The sequence below is a fragment of the Pseudonocardia hispaniensis genome (assembly GCF_042658695.1).
In the GTDB taxonomy this organism is placed as follows: domain Bacteria; phylum Actinomycetota; class Actinomycetes; order Mycobacteriales; family Pseudonocardiaceae; genus Pseudonocardia; species Pseudonocardia hispaniensis.
In genome coordinates this window covers 23,479-43,592 of the sequence record NZ_JBHSQW010000018.1, presented here as the reverse complement: position 1 = coordinate 43,592, position 20,114 = coordinate 23,479, and the positions used below count along the sequence as shown (strand labels likewise).

Annotated in this window: 17 protein-coding genes; 8 read left to right on the top strand and 9 right to left on the bottom strand. The window is 70.0% G+C overall.

The window, feature by feature from the left end:
• Window positions 1-164 precede the first annotated feature (164 nt).
• The 6 genes from ACFQE5_RS09070 to ACFQE5_RS09045 form a co-directional block, all read right to left on the bottom strand.
• Window positions 165-1,607 (bottom strand): aldehyde dehydrogenase family protein, encoded by a 1,443-nt coding sequence (locus ACFQE5_RS09070; RefSeq protein ID WP_379584390.1) that lies wholly within the window; start codon window positions 1,605-1,607, stop codon window positions 165-167.
• Complete coding sequence (locus tag ACFQE5_RS09065; protein ID WP_379584389.1) at window positions 1,604-2,698, bottom strand: alcohol dehydrogenase catalytic domain-containing protein; 1,095 nt, start codon at window positions 2,696-2,698, stop codon at window positions 1,604-1,606. Before ACFQE5_RS09065 ends, ACFQE5_RS09070 begins: the two co-directional genes overlap by 4 nt.
• A gap of 55 nt (window positions 2,699-2,753) precedes the next feature.
• Complete coding sequence (locus ACFQE5_RS09060; protein WP_379584388.1) at window positions 2,754-3,950, bottom strand: acyl-CoA dehydrogenase family protein; 1,197 nt, start codon at window positions 3,948-3,950, stop codon at window positions 2,754-2,756.
• Between the two features lie 62 nt (window positions 3,951-4,012).
• Window positions 4,013-5,806, bottom strand: coding sequence for a sigma-54-dependent Fis family transcriptional regulator (locus tag ACFQE5_RS09055; protein ID WP_379584387.1), 1,794 nt, complete (start codon window positions 5,804-5,806; stop codon window positions 4,013-4,015).
• 200 nt (window positions 5,807-6,006) lie between these two features.
• On the bottom strand, window positions 6,007-7,191 hold the full coding sequence (locus tag ACFQE5_RS09050; protein WP_379584386.1) for an LLM class flavin-dependent oxidoreductase: 1,185 nt from the start codon (window positions 7,189-7,191) through the stop codon (window positions 6,007-6,009).
• A gap of 102 nt (window positions 7,192-7,293) precedes the next feature.
• Entirely contained in the window at window positions 7,294-8,931 is a 1,638-nt protein-coding gene (locus tag ACFQE5_RS09045; RefSeq protein WP_379584385.1) for a long-chain fatty acid--CoA ligase, read from the bottom strand.
• 170 nt (window positions 8,932-9,101) lie between these two features.
• Here ACFQE5_RS09045 and ACFQE5_RS09040 point away from each other — a divergent pair, with 170 nt between their 5' ends.
• The 3 genes from ACFQE5_RS09040 to ACFQE5_RS09030 all read left to right on the top strand — a co-directional run bounded on the left by ACFQE5_RS09040 (window position 9,102) and on the right by ACFQE5_RS09030 (window position 11,847).
• Window positions 9,102-9,998 carry an SMP-30/gluconolactonase/LRE family protein gene (locus tag ACFQE5_RS09040; protein WP_379584384.1) on the top strand — a complete coding sequence of 299 codons (897 nt, stop codon included), beginning with the start codon at window positions 9,102-9,104 and terminating at the stop codon, window positions 9,996-9,998.
• Between the two features lie 139 nt (window positions 9,999-10,137).
• Entirely contained in the window at window positions 10,138-10,932 is a 795-nt protein-coding gene (locus ACFQE5_RS09035) for an IclR family transcriptional regulator (protein ID WP_379584383.1), read from the top strand.
• 228 nt (window positions 10,933-11,160) lie between these two features.
• Window positions 11,161-11,847 carry a TetR/AcrR family transcriptional regulator gene (locus ACFQE5_RS09030; RefSeq protein ID WP_379584382.1) on the top strand — a complete coding sequence of 229 codons (687 nt, stop codon included), beginning with the start codon at window positions 11,161-11,163 and terminating at the stop codon, window positions 11,845-11,847.
• Here the strand turns inward: ACFQE5_RS09030 and hcaB are convergent.
• From hcaB to ACFQE5_RS09015, 3 genes are read right to left on the bottom strand one after another with little or no spacing between them, the layout of a single operon-like run.
• Window positions 11,798-12,619 carry a 3-(cis-5,6-dihydroxycyclohexa-1,3-dien-1-yl)propanoate dehydrogenase gene (gene hcaB / locus ACFQE5_RS09025; RefSeq protein ID WP_379584381.1) on the bottom strand — a complete coding sequence of 274 codons (822 nt, stop codon included), beginning with the start codon at window positions 12,617-12,619 and terminating at the stop codon, window positions 11,798-11,800. The genes ACFQE5_RS09030 and hcaB overlap by 50 nt on opposite strands.
• A 9-nt stretch (window positions 12,620-12,628) precedes the next feature.
• Window positions 12,629-12,931 (bottom strand): bifunctional 3-phenylpropionate/cinnamic acid dioxygenase ferredoxin subunit, encoded by a 303-nt coding sequence (locus ACFQE5_RS09020; protein WP_379584380.1) that lies wholly within the window; start codon window positions 12,929-12,931, stop codon window positions 12,629-12,631.
• Complete coding sequence (locus tag ACFQE5_RS09015; protein WP_379584379.1) at window positions 12,931-13,857, bottom strand: alpha/beta fold hydrolase; 927 nt, start codon at window positions 13,855-13,857, stop codon at window positions 12,931-12,933. Before ACFQE5_RS09015 ends, ACFQE5_RS09020 begins: the two co-directional genes overlap by 1 nt.
• Before the next feature lie 175 nt (window positions 13,858-14,032).
• On the opposite strand from ACFQE5_RS09015, the gene ACFQE5_RS09010 reads away from it, so the two are divergent.
• The 5 genes from ACFQE5_RS09010 to ACFQE5_RS08990 all read left to right on the top strand — a co-directional run.
• Window positions 14,033-15,409 (top strand): aromatic ring-hydroxylating oxygenase subunit alpha, encoded by a 1,377-nt coding sequence (locus tag ACFQE5_RS09010; protein ID WP_379584378.1) that lies wholly within the window; start codon window positions 14,033-14,035, stop codon window positions 15,407-15,409.
• Window positions 15,410-15,438: 29 nt separating this feature from the next.
• Window positions 15,439-15,984: a 3-phenylpropionate/cinnamic acid dioxygenase subunit beta gene (locus tag ACFQE5_RS09005; RefSeq protein WP_379584377.1), complete on the top strand. Its 546-nt coding sequence runs from the start codon at window positions 15,439-15,441 to the stop codon at window positions 15,982-15,984.
• Window positions 15,985-16,018: 34 nt separating this feature from the next.
• Window positions 16,019-16,933, top strand: a complete 915-nt coding sequence (locus ACFQE5_RS09000; protein WP_379584376.1) for a VOC family protein — start codon at window positions 16,019-16,021, stop codon at window positions 16,931-16,933.
• An 82-nt stretch (window positions 16,934-17,015) separates the two neighbouring features.
• Window positions 17,016-17,741 carry a maleylpyruvate isomerase family mycothiol-dependent enzyme gene (locus ACFQE5_RS08995; RefSeq protein WP_379584375.1) on the top strand — a complete coding sequence of 242 codons (726 nt, stop codon included), beginning with the start codon at window positions 17,016-17,018 and terminating at the stop codon, window positions 17,739-17,741.
• A 96-nt stretch (window positions 17,742-17,837) separates the two neighbouring features.
• A partial coding sequence (locus ACFQE5_RS08990; protein WP_379584374.1) for a heavy metal translocating P-type ATPase occupies window positions 17,838-20,114 on the top strand: 2,277 nt, incomplete at its 3' end.

The following is a 20,114-nucleotide window of genomic DNA, read 5'->3' as shown; positions in this document are numbered from 1 at the left end:
TCGTCTGCATGGTCGCGGGCCGGTCCCCCGCTCGACAGGGCCGGAGGTCCCCTTTCGAACCGGGACGCGACAGCACCGGGCTCAGTTCTCGGCTCCCCGAACGGCTGGGGTCGCACCTCGCGGAGCGGCGCAGCGAGGCCCGTCCGTGGACGCCGTTCGCGGTCTCAACGCTGCAGCGACCGTGTGGTGAGGAACTCGGCGAGTCCCCAGCGGCCGAACTCGCGGCCGTGGCCGGAGTCGCCGAACCCGCCGAAGGGCGCGAGCGGGTTGTACCGCGCCCCGTTGAGGTCGACCTGTCCGGCTCGGATGCGCCAGGCCACCGACTCGGCTCGCTGCGGGTCCTGCCCCCATACCCCGGCGGCGAGGCCGTAGGCGGTGTCATTGGCGATCGCGACCGCGTCCGCTACGTCCCGGTAGGCCTGCAGCACGAGCACCGGACCGAAGATCTCTTCGCGGGCGATCCGCATGTCGCGGGTGACGTCGGAGAACACGGTCGGTCGCACGAAGTAGCCGGTATCGAGGCCCTCCGGGGCCTTCGGGCCGCCGCAGACCAGCCGGGCGCCCTGCGCGATCCCCTGCTCGATATGGTCCCGCACCCGGTCGCGTTGGACGGCGGAGACGAGGGGACCGAGCCGGGTCGCCGGATCGAACGGATCGCCCGGCGGAAAGCCCGCAGCTGCGTCGGCGAGGACCTCCTCGGCGCGGGCCAGCCGGCCGGCCGGAACGACGACCCGGGTGAAGGCGTTGCACGCCTGTCCTGAGTTCAGGAACGCGCCCGCCATGCCCCGGCGAAGGGCCGTCTCGAACGTCGCGTCGTCGAGGTCGTCGAGCAGCACCACGGGGGACTTGCCGCCCAGCTCCAGCGCGACGGGCCGGACCCGTTCCCCGGCCAGCGCCGCGACCCGGGCTCCCGCCCGGGTCGAGCCGGTGAACGAGACCATGTCGACCGCCGGGTGGCGCACCAGCGCTTCACCTACCCCGGGCCCGTCCCCGGTGACCATGTTGAACACCCCGGCGGGCAGATCGAGCTCGGCGATGATCCCGGCGAGGGCGAAGGCGACGAGGGGGGTGACCTCGCTCGGCTTGAGTACCACGGTGGCGCCCGCCGCGAGCGCCCCGCCGACCTTGGCCGCGATCTGGTGCAGCGGGAAGTTCCACGGGGTGATCGCGCCGACCACGCCGACCGGCACCTCGCGTACCACCGAGTTGCCGACCGTGTGCTCGAAGACGTGCCGCTCGGCGGTGTCGGCGAGGTTCGCGAAGTCGGCGACCCCGAGCCCGATCTGGACGTTGCGGGCCAGGGTGCGCGGCATCCCGAGATCAGCCGCCACGAGGTCGCCGAGCTCGGCGGCCCGCCCGGCCAGAGCTTCGGAGATCGCCCGGCAGACCCGGGCCCGCTCGGCAGGCGGGACCGCCGCCCAGCCCGGAAGCGCCGTGGCGGCGGCGCGGCAGGCGGCATCGACGTCGGCGGCGGTCGCCACCGGGATCTCGGCGATGACCTGTTCGGTGGCCGGGTTGCGCACCGCGATCCGGTCGTCGCCCGATGCCGGGCGCCACATCCCGTCGAGGTAGAGCCCGGAGGTGTCGGGTACGTCGATGCCGCTCATGCCTGCGGGCTCCCCAGCCGCACCAGGGTGCGGGCACCTCGCCCGTGCCGCATGTCCTCGAAGGCGTCGTTGATGCCCGAAAGGTCGGTTGTGGAGGTCGCGAGGGCCGCGAGATCGAGCCGCCCGTCGCGGGCCAACGTGAGCAGCTGCGGTACGTCGACATCGGGGTCGCTCGATCCGTACACGCAGCCGTGCAGTGTCCGACCGAACCAGAACAACTCCAGCGCCGAGAACTCCACCGTGCTGTCGCGGCCACCGACCCCCACGACGGTGACGTGTCCACCGCGGCGGGCCGCCGACCACGCGGTGCGGGTGGTGACCGCACCACCGACGCAGTCGAAGGTGTGGTCGGCGCCGCGCCCGCCGGTGCGCTGACGGATCGCCGCGGCCGTTGCGTCGTCCGCGACGAGGAACTCGGTGACCCCGTGGGCACGGGCGAGGTCCTCCTTGGCCGCCGACGTGTCGACACCGATGATCGGGTGTGCCCCGCGGATGCGGGCGGCCTGCACGACCGACAGCCCGATCCCGCCGAGTCCGATCACCGCCACCGACTGCCCGGCGTGGACGTCGGCGGTGCGGAAGACCGCGCCCGCCCCGGTGAGCACGGCACAGCCGACCACTGCCACCTGCTCGGGATCGACGCCCGCGGGCAGCGGGACCACCGCCCGCTCGTCGACCACGGTTTCCTCCGCGAAGGCACCGGTGCCGAGACCCGGGTAGAGGGGAGTGCCGTCGGCCAGCGCGGCGTAGGGCTCGTCGGCGGCCTCACCTCCGCGTTCGCACAGGTACGGCTCGCCCTGACCGCAGAACCAGCACCGACCGCAGGACGGCGACCAGTTCAGCAGGACCATGTCGCCGACCGAGACCCGGCAGACACCGTCCCCGACCGAGACCACCACGCCCGTCCCCTCATGCCCGAGCACGGCGGGTACCGGCTGGCGCAGCCGGCCTTCGGCCAGCGACAGGTCGGAGTGACAGACCCCGGCCGCGGCCAGGCGCACCCGCACCTGCCCCGGACCGGGCTCGGGCAGGACGATCTCGCACACCTGTAGCGGTCGTCCGTGCTCGAGCAGCACAGCAGCCTTGACCATCGAGTCCTCTCTCCTGCCCGGCGCGGCCGGGCTGACGTCCTGGGACGGGTGGGTGTCAGCGGAAGGCCGGGATCCCGGTCACCGACTGGCCGAGGGACAGTGCGTGCATCTCCTCGGTCCCCTCGTAGGTGAGCACGGTCTCGAGGTTGGCCATATGCCGCATGACCGGGTATTCCAGGGAGATGCCATTGCCGCCGAGCATCGCTCGGGCGGTGCGCGCGACCTCCAGCGCGGCGCGCACGTTGGCCAGCTTGCCGAAGCTGACCTGGTGGTGGTGCAGGGCGCCGGCGTCCTTGAGCCTGCTGATCCGCAGCGCCACCAGCCCGGCCCTGTTGACCTCGACCACGAGGTCGGCGAGCCTGCGCTGGGTGAGTTGGAAGGCCGCCAGGGGCTTGCCGAACTGCTCGCGGGACAGCGAGTAGTCGCGGGCGGTCAGGTAGCAGGTGCGGGCGGCGCCGACCACTCCGGCCAGGATGCCGAAGCGTGCCTCGTTGAGGCAGGCCAACGGCCCCCGAAGGCCTCGGACCTCGGGGAACGCCGCGTCGCCGGGGAGTCGGACACCATCGAGGACCAGTTCGGCGGTCACCGAGGCGCGCAGCGAGAGCTTGTGCCGGATCTCGTAGGCCGCGAACCCGCGGGTGTCGGTGGGCACGAGGAAACCGCGGATGCCGTCGTCGGTGCGGGCCCAGACGATGGCCACGTCCGCCACCGTCCCGTTCGTGATCCACATCTTGGTGCCGTCGAGCACCCAGTCGGGACCGTCCCGGCGGGCCCGGGTGCGCATCGCGCCGGGATCGCTCCCGGCGTCGGGCTCGGTCAGCCCGAAGCAGCCCAGCAACTCGCCCGACGCCATCCCCGGCAACCACTGCCGCCGCTGCTCCTCGGTACCCCACCGGTGAATGGCGGCCATCGCGAGCGAACCCTGCACCGAGACGTAGCTGCGCAGTCCGGAGTCGACCGCCTCCAGTTCGCGGCAGGCGATGCCGTAGGCAGTGGCGTTGGCACCGGCACAGCCGTAGCCGTCCAGATGCATGCCGAACACGCCCAGTGTGCCGAACTCGCGCGCGAGCTCCCGGGCCGGGAGCGCACCCTCCTCGTACCACTGCGCCACATGCGGCGCGAGCCGCCGCTGCGCGAAGTCGTGTACGGCATCCCGGATGTCGCGCTCGGTATCGGTGAGTTCGGCGTCGAGGCCGAGGAAGTCGGCGGGATCGGGGAAGCGGGGGGCCGAATCCCGGTGCAGATCGTGCATGGCCGAAACATATGTGGACAGGGCCGGGGCGTGTGTCCGTCTTCGCTACACCACGGCCTGAACTAACGGGGGGACGTTCCTGTCGGAAGCCGATTCTCGTCGATACCCAGAACTCGAATCTTTCGATAGAGCGTCGAGCGCGCGATTCCGAGCCGTTCCGCCGCCGCGAGTTTGTTTCCGCGGGTTTCGGCGAGCGCCTCGAGCACGATGTCGCGTTCGGCCCGCTGCAGCGACGAGGTCCCGGAACGCCCACCCGCGCTGCGGTACTCGGGGGGCAGGTGTTCCTGGGCGATGTCCGAACCCAGCGAGCGGACGACGGCTGTGGTCAACGTGACCTCGAGTTCGCGGACGTTCCCCGGCCAGTCCAGCCCCATCAACGTGCACAGCGTGCCCGGCAGCAGCCGGGGCACCGGACGACGGGTGGTGCGGACGGCCAGCAGGAGCGGCGCGATGTCGGCGATGTCCTCGGCGCGATAGCGCAGCGGCGGCACGGTCACCGAGACGGGCAGATGGTCGAGTACCCGGCCACCGGCACCGTGCTCGCCCCGGGCCCGCGCGGTGCCGATGATGCGGGCCGGACCGCCGCCGTCGACCAGGGCCGCCACCCGCCCGGTGAGTTCCGATGGCAGCTCGTCGAGATGGCGCAGCACGACCGTTCCCGGCTGCGCCAGCCGGTCGCCCAGCGTGGCGATCCAGTCGTCCGGGTCGTCGTGGGCGGTGAACGCGTCGAACACGGTGAACGGCTCGCCCCGGCCGTGGCGCCGGTGCAGGTGCCGTGCGACGAACAGCTTTCCCGTGCCCGGTTCCCCACAGATCAGCACGGGAAGGTCGGTGTCTCCCGCCGCCGCGACGTCGCGACGCAGGCGGTCGGCGGCGACGCTGCGGCCGGGCAGCGTGTCGCCCGTTCCGGCCGGCGGGCGGCGACCCGCCGGTTGCGGACCGTGGTGGGGGAGTGCGGCACCGGTGAGCCGAGCAGCGGGGCGGACGCGCATCTCGACCAGTACGCCGGCCATCCGGCTCACGTCGCCGACCTTCGTCGCCTTCGCCTGGACCACCACGTCCCGGGCCAGTCGGATCTCCCCGCTGCATTCGTCGCGCCCGCCCAGCATCTGACACGCCCAGTCCCACAGCAGGACCTGGTCCGAGGCGTCGAGGAGCCCCGAGGCGGCGGTGTTGGCGATGAACACGTCCTGGTTGATCGACACCACCGCCGCGGTGCTGCGGCGGCTGGCTCGCAGGAAATGCTCCAGCAGCATCTGCTCGCGCAGCGACGCGTCGGTGTAGATCCGTGACTCGATCTCTCGCACGGCGGCGAGCACCAGCGGCTTCATCAGCACGTTGGTGTCATCGACGCGGCAGGTGACGTCGAGGACGCCTTCGACGGCGCCGGTGATGGGATGGCGCAGTGGCGAGCCGATGCACGTGAACTCGCGCAGGTTCTCCCGGAAGTGTTCGGCGCCGGATACCAGGAACGGCCGCCGCTCCTCCAGCGCGCTGCCGATCCCATTCGTCCCGGTGAACTCCTCGGCGTAGCGGAAACCGGGACACACCATCGCCTTGTCCAGCGCCTTCAGCAGTTTCCGGCCGCCCGCGCGGCGGTCGATGATCTGCGCCTCGGAATCTGCCAGGACGATGGTCGCGTTTCCGCCGTCGAGTTGGCCGGAGAGCCGGTCGATCACCGGCGCCGCGGCGCGCATGAGCCGGCTGGGGCGGTCGAACTCCGGTCGGAAGGGGACGTCGTCGCCGGTCGGGGCGACGCCGACGAGCTGACAACGGCGCCACGAAGAGATGATCTCCTCGCGAAGGTCGAGAGGGTTCTCCGCGACGGCGTCGAGGAGCCGGGGATCGCTGAGCACCCGATCGCGCTCGTCGCGCAACTTTCGTGCGGATCCACCCGCTCGTCCCACTGTCCACCTCGCCGTTGATGAAGGACTTCCGCACGCCGACCGGCAGGTTAGAGAGTTGTGTCACATCTGCGGTGTCCCAATCTAGAACACGGCTGGTCCGATCGGGCCCCCGAGGCGGCGGCCGACGCTGCTCGGCCGCCGCCCACTGCTCAGAGCCAGTTCGGGGCGACCTCGGTCTGCCACAGCTCCATGCTGCGCATCTGCACGTCGTGCGGCACCGGACCGGAGTACTGCCACTGCAGCAGGTACTCGGGGTTGTGGTTGGCCACCAGAGCCTCGACCTGGCGGTTGATCTGGTCGGGGGTGCCGACGAACTCGAAGCCGCGCTCGTTGAGCGTCTCGTAGTCGGAGCCCACCGCGCCCTCCTCGCCCTTGCGCCGGAGCACCTCGCCGAAGCCCATCGGGCCGAACCACTTCGGGAAGACGAACCCGTTACCCCGCCGAGCCCAGTAGTGCGCCTCCTCGGCGTCGCGGGAGACGAGCACGTCGCGGAAGATGCCGATCCGCTGGCCACGCTTGAGCTGGCCGTGTCCCGAGGCCTCGGCTTCCTCCTGGTAGACGTCGAGCAGCCGCGAGATGATCTCGTCGTCGGTGTTCATGACGATCGGGACGATGCCCTCTCGCGCACAGAACCGGAACGACTCCTCGCTGAAGCTGAACGGCTGGAACACCTGTGGGTAGGGCTTCTGCAGCGGCTTGGGCGCAATGCCGATCTCGGTGATCACACCGTTCTGGTCCTGGCCGCGGCCGTACTCGTCGACCGCCGCGTGGTTGAACTCGATCCCGGGTGGGGGGACCTGCCAGTGCTCGGTGCTGGTGCTCACGGTCTCGGAGGTCCACAGCTCCTTGAGCAACTCCCAGTGCTCGTTGAACCGCTGCCGGTTGGCCAGATCGCGCTCGGAGCGGTCGGAGAAGGTCGCCCCGACGTTGTAGGTCTGGCCGAGCACGTCGGCCCACCGTTTCTGGTACCCGCGCGCGATTCCGACGAAGGCCCGGCCACGCGACATGTGGTCGAGCATCGCGATGTCCTCGGCGAGCCGGATCGGGTTCTGGAACGGCAGCACATTCGCCATCTGCCCGACCTTGATGTTCGTGGTCTGCATGGCGACGTAGAGGTCGAGCAGAATGGGGTTGTTCGACTCCTCGAACCCCTCGATGTGGAAGTGGTGCTCGGTGAACGCCACACCCCAGTAGCCGAGATCATCGGCCAGCTGCGACTGCTTGGTCAGCTGGTAGAGCATGTTCTGGTAGTTCTGGTCGTTGATTCCCGCCATGCCCTTGGTGATCTGGGCATAGCTGCCCACGACGGGCAGGTAGAACAAAATCGACTTCATCGCTGATTACCTTCCTGGGATCCGTGCTTCTCGATGTGTGACTGGCCGTCGAGCGGCCCGTACCCGACGACGGCGGTGCGAGTGGGGTCGTGCCCGCAGGAGTCAGTGCGAGTCGAGCGCGCCGGCGGCGAGCTCGGCCCTGATCCGCTTCTTGTCGAACTTGCCGACGGAGGTCTTCGGGATCTGCCGGACGAACACGACCCGGTCCGGCACCCAGAAGCGAGGAAAGCGCGCCGCGAGATGGGCCAGCAGCTCCTCGGCGGGGACGTCGACGTGGGTTTCGACGCACGCCAGCGGCCGCTCGACCCAGGTGGGATCGGGCACGGCCACCACGACCGCCTCGCGCACCGAGGGGTGCGCCATCAGGGCGTTCTCCAGCTCGACCGAGGAGATCCACTCCCCGCCGCTCTTGATCAGATCCTTGCAGCGGTCCTTCACGTGCATCGAGCCGTCCGGGTGGAACACGCTGACATCCCCGGTGCGCAACCAACCGTCCCGGTGGCTGCCGACGGTGCGGGGGTCGCGGAAATACCCTGACGCGGCCCAGGGGGCGCGGACCTCCAGCTCCCCGACGCTCTCCCCATCCCAGGGCAGCTCGGTGCCGGTCTCGTCGACGATGCGCATTTCCACCAGCGGCAACGGGGGGCCCTGCCGGGACTGGCGTTCCAGGATCGCGGGGTCGGCCAACTCCTCGGGGGTGGTCGCGACGGAGCAGAACGTGCCCAGCGGGGACAGCTCGGTCATCCCCCAGCCGTTGACGACGATCGTTGCGTTGGTGCGCGCCCACCAGGCCGTCTCCGCCGCTGGTGGGGCCTGACCGCCGAGCCACAACCTGCGCAGCGAGTCCAGCCGGCGCGCACCCCCCGACCGCTGCCAGGCTTCGCGCATCAGGCTGCCGACGGTGACCGCTCCCACCGCGGTCGTCGGCCGCTGGTCGTGCACGATCTGCACCAGGTCGTCGGGGGTCGGATGAACTCCGGGCAGCAGCAGCGTCGCGCCCTGCAGGACGCAGGCGTACGGCATGCCCCACGCGTTGACGTGCGACATCGGGGTGGCGAGCAGGAACCGCTCGTGGACCGATACCTCGACGGAGTCCTTGGCGCACAGCACCAGCGCATGCAGCACCGTGCTGCGGTGGCTGTAGACGACCCCCTTGGGGTCACCCGTCGTGCCCGATGTGTAGCACAGCGCCGCGGCCGTGGTCTCGTCGAACTCCGGCAGTTCGTCGATCGGTTCCGCGGCCGCGAGCAGTTCCTCGTAGCTGTGCACCGAGCGCAACGTGGTCCCCGCGGGGAGGGGGCCGAGCACGATGACGTCACGCACCGTGGTCAGTTCGTCCGAGATCGCCTCCAAGAGCGGCACCAGGTCGGGGTCGACCAGCACGGCGCGGTCGCCCGCATGGTTGATCGTGTAGGCCAGTTGCGGGGGTGAGAGACGGTGGTTCGCGGTGTGCAGCACGGCACCGATCCCCGGGACCGCGAAGTAGGCCTCCAGGTGGTGGCGGGTGTTCCAGGCCAGCGTTGCCACCCGGTCACCCGGTGCGACGCCCAGCCCGCGCAGCGCGCCGGCGAGCCTGCGGACCCGATGGGCGACGCCGGCATAGGTGCAGTGGTCGTAGCCGTCCGGCACCCGCGTGACGACCTCTGCGGTGCCGAAAACGTGTTCGGCACGCCACAGCAGCCGCTTGACGAGCAGCGGCTGATCCATCATCAGGCCGTCCATACCGAATGTCGCCTCCATCGGCCTACGTCGCGGGATACCGAGGCTGCCAATCCGGCGGCGAATGAACCGTCCCAATTCGCGACACCAGGCCCCTCGATCCCGTGTCGCGATTTCGGACAGCTGCCGCGGTGGGCCGTCGCCGAGAATTCGCGGCCTCACCCGCCATCCGATGCGGAAAGGTGCAGATGATGACCGCCCGAAGGCTCGTGCCGATCGTCGATGGATACACCTACCTGGAGGGACCACGCTGGTATGACGGTCGCTTATGGGTCTCGGACTTCTACTCCCACACGGTGATCGCCGTGACTCCCGAGGGAAAGGTCGAGGAGATCGCGACCGTCCCGCAGCAGCCGTCCGGCCTCGGCTGGCTGCCCGACGGCACGTTGCTCATCGTGTCGATGAAGGACCGCAAGCTGCTGCGGCTGGAGTCGGGGCGGCTCGTCGAGCACGCCGATGTGTCCGCGCTCACCGGCGGACACATCAACGACATGGTCGTCGACGCCCAGGGCCGAGCGTACGTCGGGAACTTCGGCTTCGACCTGATGGCCGGTGCCCCGTACCGGTCCACGACGGTCGTGCGCGTGGATGCGGACGGGACCACGGCCGTGGCCGCCGATGGCCTCATGTTCCCGAACGGGTCGGTGATCACCCCCGATGGCCGGACGCTGATCGTCGATGAGACGTTCGGCAACCGCATCTCGGCCTTCGACATCCGCTCCGACGGCTCGCTCGGTCCGCGGCGGGACTGGGCGAACTTCGGGTCCCTCCCCGACACCGACAGCGTCGACGAACTCGTTGCCGCCGCATCGATCGGCCCCGATGGCAACTGCCTCGACTCCGAGGGCGCGCTCTGGGTCGCCGACGCGCTCAACCGGCGTGTGGTGCGGGTTGCTGAAGGTGGGGAGATTCTGGAGGAGATCAGCACGGGGGAGGAGGGGGTGTTCGCCTGCATGCTCGGCGGGGAGGACGGACGGACCCTCTTCCTGTGTGTCGCGCCGAACTTCGACGAGAAGGAGCGGTCGAGCACCCGATTGGGCAGGTTGGTCGCCACCACGGTCGACGTTCCGCACGCCGGCACCCCCTGAACGCGGCGATCGACGGTGCCGTCGTGTCACTGAAGGTGGAGCGCCGCACGCGGCGGCTCCGTCACCGCGTCCGTTGACAGGTGAGATGCTCACCCGTAGCATGTAAATAACGATTTACATCACAGCGATCGAGGTCGCCATGGGTGAGGGAAGCGTCGTCCAGTCGGAGTGCCGGCGTCCTCAACAGCTTCTGGAAAATCCAGCTCCCACTAATGCGGCGAGTCGCACTCTGGCACTGTTGAGTGCTTTCGATGGATCCCGGTCCGTGTTCGGCGTGAGCGAGCTGGCCTCACGCGCCAGCATGCCGAAATCGACCGCCCACCGACTACTCGGTGTGCTGATCGACCACGGATACGTGAAACGAGACGGTAACCGATACCGGCTGGGCGAACACGTCTTCGAGCTCGGGTCGCGCGCACTCCGGCCTCGTGGGCTGCGCGAGCAGGCCGTTCCGTTCATGGCCGAACTACACCACGCGACCCTCGAAACCGTCCACCTTGCTATCCTGCACGACCGGGAGGTGCTCTACCTGGAGAAGGTCTTCGGGCACCGCGCCCCGCCCTGCCCGACCACCGTCGGTGGCCGCAATCCCGCGCACTGCACGGCGCTGGGGAAGGCGATTCTGTCCCGGTCGGCCCCCGAAACCGTCGAACACGTTGTGGCGCATGGGCTGGCCCGCCGCACCCCGCACACCACGACCCATCCCGACCTGCTCCGTCGGAACCTGTCCCTGGCGCGGGACGAGGGGGTCGCGGTCGACCTCGAGGAATGCCGGATGGGGCTGGCCTGCGTCGCGGCGCCGATCGTCGATCGCCGGACCGGTGAGGCGTTGGCCGCGCTGTCGATCAGTGCACCGATCGCCCGGTTCGACAAGCGGCGCCTCGCGGCTCGGCTCGGCAAGGTGGCCGACGTGCTTTCGCGTGCCTGCTCGTGACCCCCCGTTCGAGCGCCCATCACGCCCGCCGCTACCAGCGTCATGGCTCCATAATGTGTCCGTGCGCTCGCCGCCACCGACATGATGGCTCCATAACGTTTCCTGGGAGAAGGCTGCCGTGGCGGTGTGGCGTGAAGTCGGTTCCACGAGCCGGTACGGTATCCGGGTCCTGGCGGCCTCGGTCGGCGAGAATGGGATTGACGAGCCGGGTGGTGAATGAGGTGAATAATGGACGGCGTTCGGATGGCGCAAACCCTCGCCGATGATGTGGAGGCTGAGGACAAGACTGCCCGTCCGCGTCGCAAAAAGTCTGCCGAGCACACCCGGCGGGATATCCTCGTCGCGGCCGGACGCCGGTTCGCCCGAGCCGGATACGCCGCCGTCACGCTCAAGGACATCGCGGACGATGTCGGGGTGACCGCCCCACTCGTCGTTCGCTACTTCGGCTCCAAGCACAACCTGTTCCGTGAAGTGGCGAGGATCGAGGGCGGTCCCGATATCGACGCGGCCGATCTCGCGGGGCCACTGGAGACGCTGGGTGCGCGCCTGGCGCGCCAGATCGTGGCGTACTGGCTGGACCCGGGCATCAGCTTCCCGGCGATCGCGCTGGTGCGGTCCCTGGACGTCGAGGAGGCCAAGACGCTGTTCGTCGAGGAGGTGAACCGGCGGCTGGTCGATCCGTTGGCGGCCACCCTGCCCGGTCCCGACGCATGGCTGCGGGCTCGGCTCGTGGCCGCGCAGGCGATCGGGTTCGGCCTGTTCGCCTTCGGCACGCTGCTCGAACCCGATACGCGACTCCCGGCGGCACCCGAGGTCGAGGCCGAGGAGATCGTCAGGCTGTTGGGCGCCGCGTTGCAGGCCTGCATCACGCCCGCAGGCTCGCCATCGCCGCCTCCATCGCCCGACGCCCGCTGACCCCGACGCCTCCGTCGCAGTTGTGCACCGATCCCGTCGCGGTCCGCGCGTTGCTCCGGGACGCCAGCAGCACGTAGTGGCCCGTGTAGTCCGACGGCATGATCCGGATCTCCAGGGGCGAGAACCGCTCGGTCATCTCCTCGACGGGCATCGCCCCGAACGACGTGTCCTGCAGGCCGAGGGCGCGCGGGCCGCGCAGATCGGTCGGCATCGCGCCGGGCGCGACCCCGTTGACCCGCACGTCCGGGCACAGCTCGTAGGCCAGTTGCTTGATCAGACCCACCACCGCGTGTTTCGACGCGGTGTACAGCGGGCCGCCGCCACCCGGCCAGAACCCCGCGTTCGACACGGTGAAGATCATGCTGCCCTTGCTCTCGCGCAGTGCGGGCAGCGCGGCCCTGGCGCCGAGCAGATAGCCCTTGACGTTGAGCCCGAAGATCTGGTCGAAGGCGGCCGGGAGCGTCTCGCCCGGCAGCGCCTCGAGCGGGGTGTTGAAGTCCCAGAGGCCGGCGTTGCCGATGAAGGTGTCGAGCCGGCCGAACTCGGCGAGTGTCGCGGCGACGGCCCGTTCGTTGTCGGCGAGACTCGTCGCGTCACCCTCGATCACGACAACCCGCTCGTCGACGTGCGCGGCGAGCGCCGTCGCCTTGGCGGGGTCAATCTCCAGCACGGCGACCCGCGCCCCCTCGGCGAGGAAGCGATCGACGATACAGCGGCCCAGCCCCGAACCTCCGCCGGTGAGCAGGGCGACCTCGCCGTCCAACCAACCCATGGCTTCTCCCTAGATGTCGATGAAGACGGCGTCGTCGGCCACCCGCACCCGGTAGGTGGCCAGGTCCTCGGTGGCCGGCAGGCTCAGCGCCCGGCCGGTGCGCAGACAGAACTTCGCGAAGTGCCAGGCGCATTCGACCTGCGCGCCGTCGACGTAGCCGTCGGCCAGCGACGCCTCCTCGTGTGTGCAGGTGTCCGCGGTGGCGAAGAACTCACCGTCGATGTTGAACACCGCCACCGGCGGCTCCGCGTCGATCCTGACCGCCTCACCCGGTTTGATCTCCGAGACTCCGCAGGCCCGCACCCACGCCATCACCGGCCTCCCTGGATGAAGTCGATCAAAACCTGGTCGTGCTCCTCGGGCTTCTCCCACTGCGGCCAGTGCGCAGCGTCGGCCATGGTGTAGAACTTGGCGCCCGGGATGAGTCCGGCGACGTACTCGCCGTAGTCCGGGCCCTGGCCGGGGTTGTGCTCGGTCCAGAACACCAGCGCCTCGGGCTGGAACTTCGCGACGTCCTCCTCCTCCCACCGTGGTGTCCACCGCCACTGCTTGCCGATCCAGTACACGTTCTGCATCGATCTGTAGATCTCGGGGAAGGAGTAGAGGCGAAGCCGAATCTCCACCATTTCGTCGGTCATCCGGTCCGGGCTTGCGACCAGCCATTCCATGCGTTTCCGGACGGTCTCGAACGTCGGGTTCACCACCGACTGGACCGACAGTTCCTGCAGCGCGACGCCGCCACCCGGTTGGGTGCGAAAGTCCGTCTTCTTGAGGTCCACCGCCCCGAAGCCGGTGTTCATGATGAGCTTCCCGCACATCTGCGGGTACCTCATGCCGAACTCGAAGGTGATCATCGCGCCCATCGACTCACCCTCGATATGGGCCCACGAATACCCCAGTCCTTCGATCAGATCCGCGAGGGCGTCGACCTGGAGGTCCCACCGCCGCTCGTCGCTGTAGGGCTGTTTGTCGGTGAAGCCGTGGTACAGGGCGTCGACCGCGTAGACGTGGAAGCCGTTGGCGGCAAGGTTGTGCAGGTTGCGGGCGTACGTCTCGGCGTGACCGCCGATACCGTGGATCAAGATCAGCGGCTCGCCGTCGCCGCATTCGATGACACGATGTCGCCAGCGTTTCCCCTGGACGAATCTGGTCTGGGTGCCGAGCAGCTCGGTCGCGACCGACTTCCACTCGGTGAGCGGCTTGCACACGACCGTCTTCGACAGCGTCAGGGCCTCCATGACCGGCAGCAAAGCCCATTCGACGCAGCCATCGGTACGGGCTCGTTCCACGAGCCGGAACCGATTTGCGGCGGCAGATCGGTTCCGCACGATGGAACGAGTCACTCGGTCGGGCGGGCGTGGCGATCATATTTTGGGCCTGCGCCGGCGTCGCGAGCCAGATCAGGAGGAAACCATGGCCATCGCGGCCGAGAAGTTGCAGCAACTCGTCTCTCTCGACCGAGGCGAGATCGATCGCAGTATTTTCAGCGACTCGGAGATCTTCGAACAGGAGATCACATCGATCTTCGGTCGCGGCTGGTTGTTCCTGTGCCATGAAAGCCAGATCCCCGAGGCGGGCGACTTCTTCGAGGCCCCGATGGGTCGCGACAACGTTCTGGTGGTGCGCCAGAAGGACGGCGGTATCAAGGGGCTGCTCAACACCTGCGCGCACCGCGGAAACGCGGTCTGCCGGGCCGAAGAGGGCAACGTCAAGAACTTCATGTGCACCTACCACGGCTGGACCTACGACCTTGCGGGGAAGCTGATCGGGGTCCCGGGCCTGCAGGAGCTGTACCACAACGAACTCGACCTCGCGGCCAACGGGCTGCGCGAGGTCGCGCAGCTGGACATCTACCGCGGCTTCGTCTTCGCGACCGCGGATCCGGACGCTCCGCCACTCGCGGACTTCCTCGGCCGCACCGGACGCGCCGGGCTCGAGATGATCGCGGGCCAGGGCGAGATGGAGGTGGTCCCGGGGATCCAGAAGTTCGTCATCCCGTGCAACTGGAAGTTCGCCGTCGACAACCTGTTCGACTGGTACCACCCGCAGATCACACATCTGTCCGCCCTGCAGGCCGGGCTCGTCCCGGCGCCGACCGATCCGCGGGGTAGGCAGATGTCGGCCACCGGCGTCGCGGGCCCTGACGGTTCCGAGCTGGAACTGATGGGCGGCGTGGCGAACGAGGACGACCCCGACCAGATCGTGTTCCTCGACGCCTTCGGCCACGCCCTCGCCGGGCCGACCGTGGAGGCGATGGGAGACCTCGACGGGGCGGTCGACCACTCCTGGCGCGACTCCCCGCGGGCGCGCGAGGCGCTGGGGCCGATGGCGCGGCGGGCGGTCGGCCACACCAACATCTTCCCGACGTTGTGGATCGCCCCCGAGATCCGGCAGGTCTCGCTGCGGGTGCCCCGGGGGCCGGAGCTGACCGAGATCTGGTGGTTCACGTTCGTGCCGCGCGAGGCCGGCCCACAGGAGCGGGCCATGACGATCCAGGCCGCCATCCACGTCTTCGGGCCGGCCGGGGCGCTGGAGCAGGAGGACGGCGAGAACTGGGCGCAGGGCACCATGCAGGCCCGTGGCCAGGCCAGCCGTGCGATCCCGCACGCGCTCAAGATGAACCTCGGTCGCGGCAAGATCGTCGATGACGACGGCCAGGACCCGCCCTACATCCGGTGCGGCATCAACGAGCACGGGCAGCTGTGGACGTTCGCCTCGTGGGCGGCGTGGCTGTCCGGCTGCGGCTGGGACGAGCTGCGCGAGCGCACCACCCCGCCCGATGTGATCTGACCGCCGACCCGAGCGAGAACAGGACGATCATGACCGTCGACCACAGCATCCGAGCCGACACCGACACGCTCGCGGCCGCGCTGCGGCAGTTCGAGGTGGAGCGCTTCTACACCGACGAGGCGGCCCTGCTCGACGCCCACCGCTACCACGAGTGGGTGCAACTGTTCAGCGACGACACGCACTACTTCATGCCGGTCCGGCGCACCCGGCTGCGTCGCGAACTGGACGAGGAGTTCACCAAGCCGGGGGAGATCGCGTTCTTCGACGACACCAAGCAGGTCCTGCTCGGCAGGGTCGCCAAGATCGCGACCGGCACGGCGTGGGCGGAGGACCCGCCGTCGCGCACCCGGCATCTCGTCACCAACGTGCGGATCGAGGAGGACCGGGGCGACGAGCTGGAGGTGTCGTCCAACTTCGTCCTCTACCGGACCCGGCTGAAGTCGGAGGAGACGTCCTGGGTCGGCTCACGCCGCGACCTGCTGCGCCGGCACGAGGGCTCGTTCCTGATCGCCCGGCGGCACATCCTGCTCGAGCAGACGGTCCTGCTGTCGCAGAACCTCTCCAACTTCTTCTGACCTACGGGTGGCGGCGCATCGGAGCGGAGCGACCATGAAGATCACATCACTGGGATATCTCCGGCTGGAATCCCCGGCGGCGAAGGAGTGGGCGACGTTCGGCCCCGAGGTGCTCGGGCTGGCGGTCTCGCAGGACCCGCTCGGCCGCGACGACATCGTCACGCTGACCAACGACGACCGGCCCGGCCGGATCGTCATCAGCGAGGGGCGCCACGACCGGCTCACGTGCGTGGGCTGGGAGGTGCCCGGCCCGGACGAGCTCGCCCGGGCCGTGGAGGAGCTGGAACGGGCCGGGGTGGCCGTCCGCCGAGCGACCGCCGAGCAGTGCGCGGCGGCCCGGGTGCGCGACCTGGTCAGCTTCACCGATCCCGCCGGGTTCACCCACGAGGTGTTCTACGGCCAGCTGGTCGTGCCCGGGTCGTTTCGGCCGGGCCGGGCCATGTCGGGTTTCGTCACCGGCGCCCAGGGCCTTGGCCATATCGTGCTCATGGTCCCCGACCTCGCCGAATCCCTGGAGTTCTACCGCACCGTGCTGGGCTTCAGGATCAGCGACGAGATCGACATGGGCGGCGAGCGGCTGGTCTTCCTCCACGTCAACCCCCGCCACCACACCCTCGCGCTCGCGGGTGTGGTGGGCATACGGGGCCTACACCACCTGATGCTGCAGGTCGGTTCCATCGACGACGTGGGTGTGGCCTACGACCTGTGCCTGGATCGGAAGATTCCGATCTCCATGACGCTCGGCAGGCACACGAACGACCGGATGTTGAGCTTCTATCTCCGCTCCCCGAGCGGGTTCGAGATCGAGTACGGCTGGGGTGCGGACACCGTCGACGAGGACCAGTGGGTGGTGACCCACCTGAACAGCCCCAGCAGCTGGGGCCACCGGCCCGGCGACGCGCCCCCGCCCGGCTGCCTGGAGCCGGTGGCCGGAGAGCGTCCGTCCTGACCGAGTCCGGGCTGGACGGGTCGGTCGGACCGATGCACGATGCCGGAGTGCTGATGCGTGCGCCGGTTCCGGCACCACGTCGATGAGCGGCCCGGACCGCCGCGAGCTCGCGGTCACCCGCCCCTGGATGCGGGCCGGCGAGGCGTTCGTCGCGCAGCTCGTCGACAGGCTGTCCGAGGACGAGCTGCGCGCCCCCAGTGCGCTGCCCGGATGGAGCCGCGCCCACGTCGTCGGGCACCTCGCCCGCAACGCCGAGGCGTTGCATCGGCTCGCGAGGTGGGCGCGCACGGGCGTGCAGACCCCGATGTACCCGAGCCCGCAGCAGCGCAACGCCGCGATCGAGGCGTCCGCGCAGGCACCGGCCGGCACGCTGCGCGGCGAGCTGCACTCCACCGCCGCGGCGCTGGAGGCCGCACTCGACGCGCTCGACGAGACGACCTGGCAGGCCGAGGTGCGCAGCGCCCTCGGCCGTCCGATCCCGGCCACCGAGATCCCGTGGATGCGGGTGCGCGAGGTGTGGCTGCACGGGGTCGACCTGGATGCCGGTGCCACCGTCGCCGACCTGCCGCCCGGGGTCGTCGACGCACTGCTCGACGATGCGACGGGCACCATGTCGGCGCGCGAGGACACGCTGTCGGTGCGGCTGGACGCGGCCGACCGGGATCGTGCCTGGACGCTGGGGCAGGGCGGGGGCGCCGTGCTGCGCGGGACCGCGGCCGACCTGCTCGGCTGGCTTCTCGGGCGCACCGACGGCGCGGGCGTGAGCGCCGATCCCGGTCCGCTTCCCGTCGCCCCGCGCTGGCTCTGAGCCGACCCGTGCCGTCACGGCGCGGCCCGATCCGGGGTTGCCTATACCGTGGGAGGGTATAGTATCTGTGCCTTCGGCGAGCGCAGGGAGGGCACAGTGAATGCGATCACCGCGACCACTGTCATCGAGGTCTCCGGCATGCTTCGAAGCTCCTCGAAGGGCGCCGTGGAGGCCGCGCTGGCGCGCCGGCCCGGCGTCGTGGCGGTCGAGATGAACCCGGTCGCTCAGACCGCCACCGTCACCTACGTCCCCGCGCGGACCTCGGTGGCCGACCTCTCCGGGTGGGTCCGCGACTGCGGCTACCACTGCGTGGGCCGGTCGGTCCCGGAGCACGTGTGCGATCCCGCGCTGCAGCCCCACGAGGAGATGGGGCACGGCGGCCATCACGCCGGCATGTCGATGGACGCGATGGTCCGCGACATGCGCAACCGATTCCTGGTGGCCGCGGTGCTGGCCGTGCCGATCCTGCTGTGGTCACCGATCGGGCGCGAGGTACTGGGGTTCACCGCCGCGGCGCCGTTCGGCCTGCGTGACGACGTGTTCTCGCTGCTGCTGAGCCTGCCGGTCATCGGCTACTCGTCGTGGATCTTCTTCGACGGCGCGTATCGGGCGCTGCGGGCCCGCACGCTGGACATGATGGTGCTGGTGGCGGTGGCGATCGGGGCCGGCTGGTTGTACAGCCTCGGGGTCACGCTCACCGGCGGCGGCGAGGTGTTCTACGAGGCCGCGGTGGTGCTGAGCGCGTTCGTCCTGCTCGGGCACTGGTTCGAGATGCGCGCGCGGGGCGGGGCGAACGAGGCCATCCGGACCTTGCTGGAGTTGGCGCCGCCGAAGGCGGTGCTGCTGCGCGACGGTCAGGAGGTCGAGGTGCCGACCGCGGCGGTGCAGGTGGGGGACCTGCTGCTGATCCGGCCGGGCGCGAAGGTCCCGGTCGACGGCGTGGTGACCGACGGCGAGTCCGAGGTCGACGAGTCCATGGTGACCGGGGAGAGTCTTCCGGTGACGAAGTCGCCCGGATCGGAGGTGATCGGGGCTTCCCTCAACGCGAGCGGGACGCTGCGGGCGCGGGCCACCAAGGTCGGCTCGGACACCGCGCTCGCCCAGATCGTGGCGATGGTGCAGCAGGCGCAGAACTCCAAGGCTCCCGGGCAGCGGCTGGCCGACCGCGCCGCGTTCTGGCTGGTGCTGGTCGCGCTGCTGGGCGGTGCCGCCACGTTCGCCGGATGGGCCCTGTTCTCCGCCGAACCGATCACCGTGGCGCTGCTGTTCGCGATCACGGTCGTGGTGATCACCTGCCCGGACGCGCTCGGGCTGGCCACCCCGACCGCGGTCATGGTGGGCACCGGGCTGGGCGCCAAGCGGGGCGTGCTGTTCAAGAACGCCGCCGCGCTGGAGGCCTCGGCGCGGATCGACACCGTCGTGATGGACAAGACCGGCACCCTGACCAAGGGCGAGCCCGAGGTCACCGACGTGGTGGTCGACGGGATGGCCGAGGACGAGTTCCTGGCGCTGGTCGCGGCGGTGGAACGGGAGTCCGAGCACCCGCTTGCCGCGGCGATCGTCCGCTACGCCGCCGAACGCGACGTGCCGGAGCTGACCCCGAGCGGTTTTCGCGCCGTCCCCGGCCGCGGCGCGTCCGCGCAGGTGCACGGTCGCCGCGTCGTCGTGGGCAACCGCGCGCTGATGGCGGCAGAGGATGTCGCGTTCGACGCGCTCCTGTCGCGCCGCGACGAGTTCGCCGCAGCCGGACGCACCGCGGTGCTGGTCGCGGTGGACGGGCGCGCGGCCGGGGTGGTCGCCCTGGCCGACGCCCCCCGGGAGACGGCCGCCCCGGCGGTCGCCCGGCTGCGCGCGGCCGGCGTCGAGGTCGTCATGCTCAGCGGGGACAACGAGGCCACGGCCCGCCGGATCGCGGGGCAACTGGGGATCGATCATGTGATCGCCGAGGTGCTGCCGGGGGAGAAGGCCGCCACGATCGCCGAGCTGCAGCGGGCCGGCAAGCGGGTGGCGATGGTCGGGGACGGGGTGAACGACGCCCCGGCGCTGGCCCAGGCCGACGTGGGAATCGCGATCGGAGCAGGCACGGACGTCGCGATCGAGACCGCGGACCTGGTGCTGATGCGCTCCGACCCGCTCGACGTGGCCACCGCGCTGACGATCGGCCGTGGCACCGTCCGCAAGATGCGCCAGAACCTCGCCTGGGCCGTGGGGTACAACGCGATCGCCCTGCCCATCGCCGCGGGTGTGTTCGCCCCGGCCTTCGGGCTGGTGCTGCGGCCGGAGATCGCGGCCCTGTCGATGTCGGGATCCAGCTTCCTGGTGGCGGTCAACGCCCTGCTGCTCAAGCGGCTGAGGCTGCCGCGACCCTCGGAA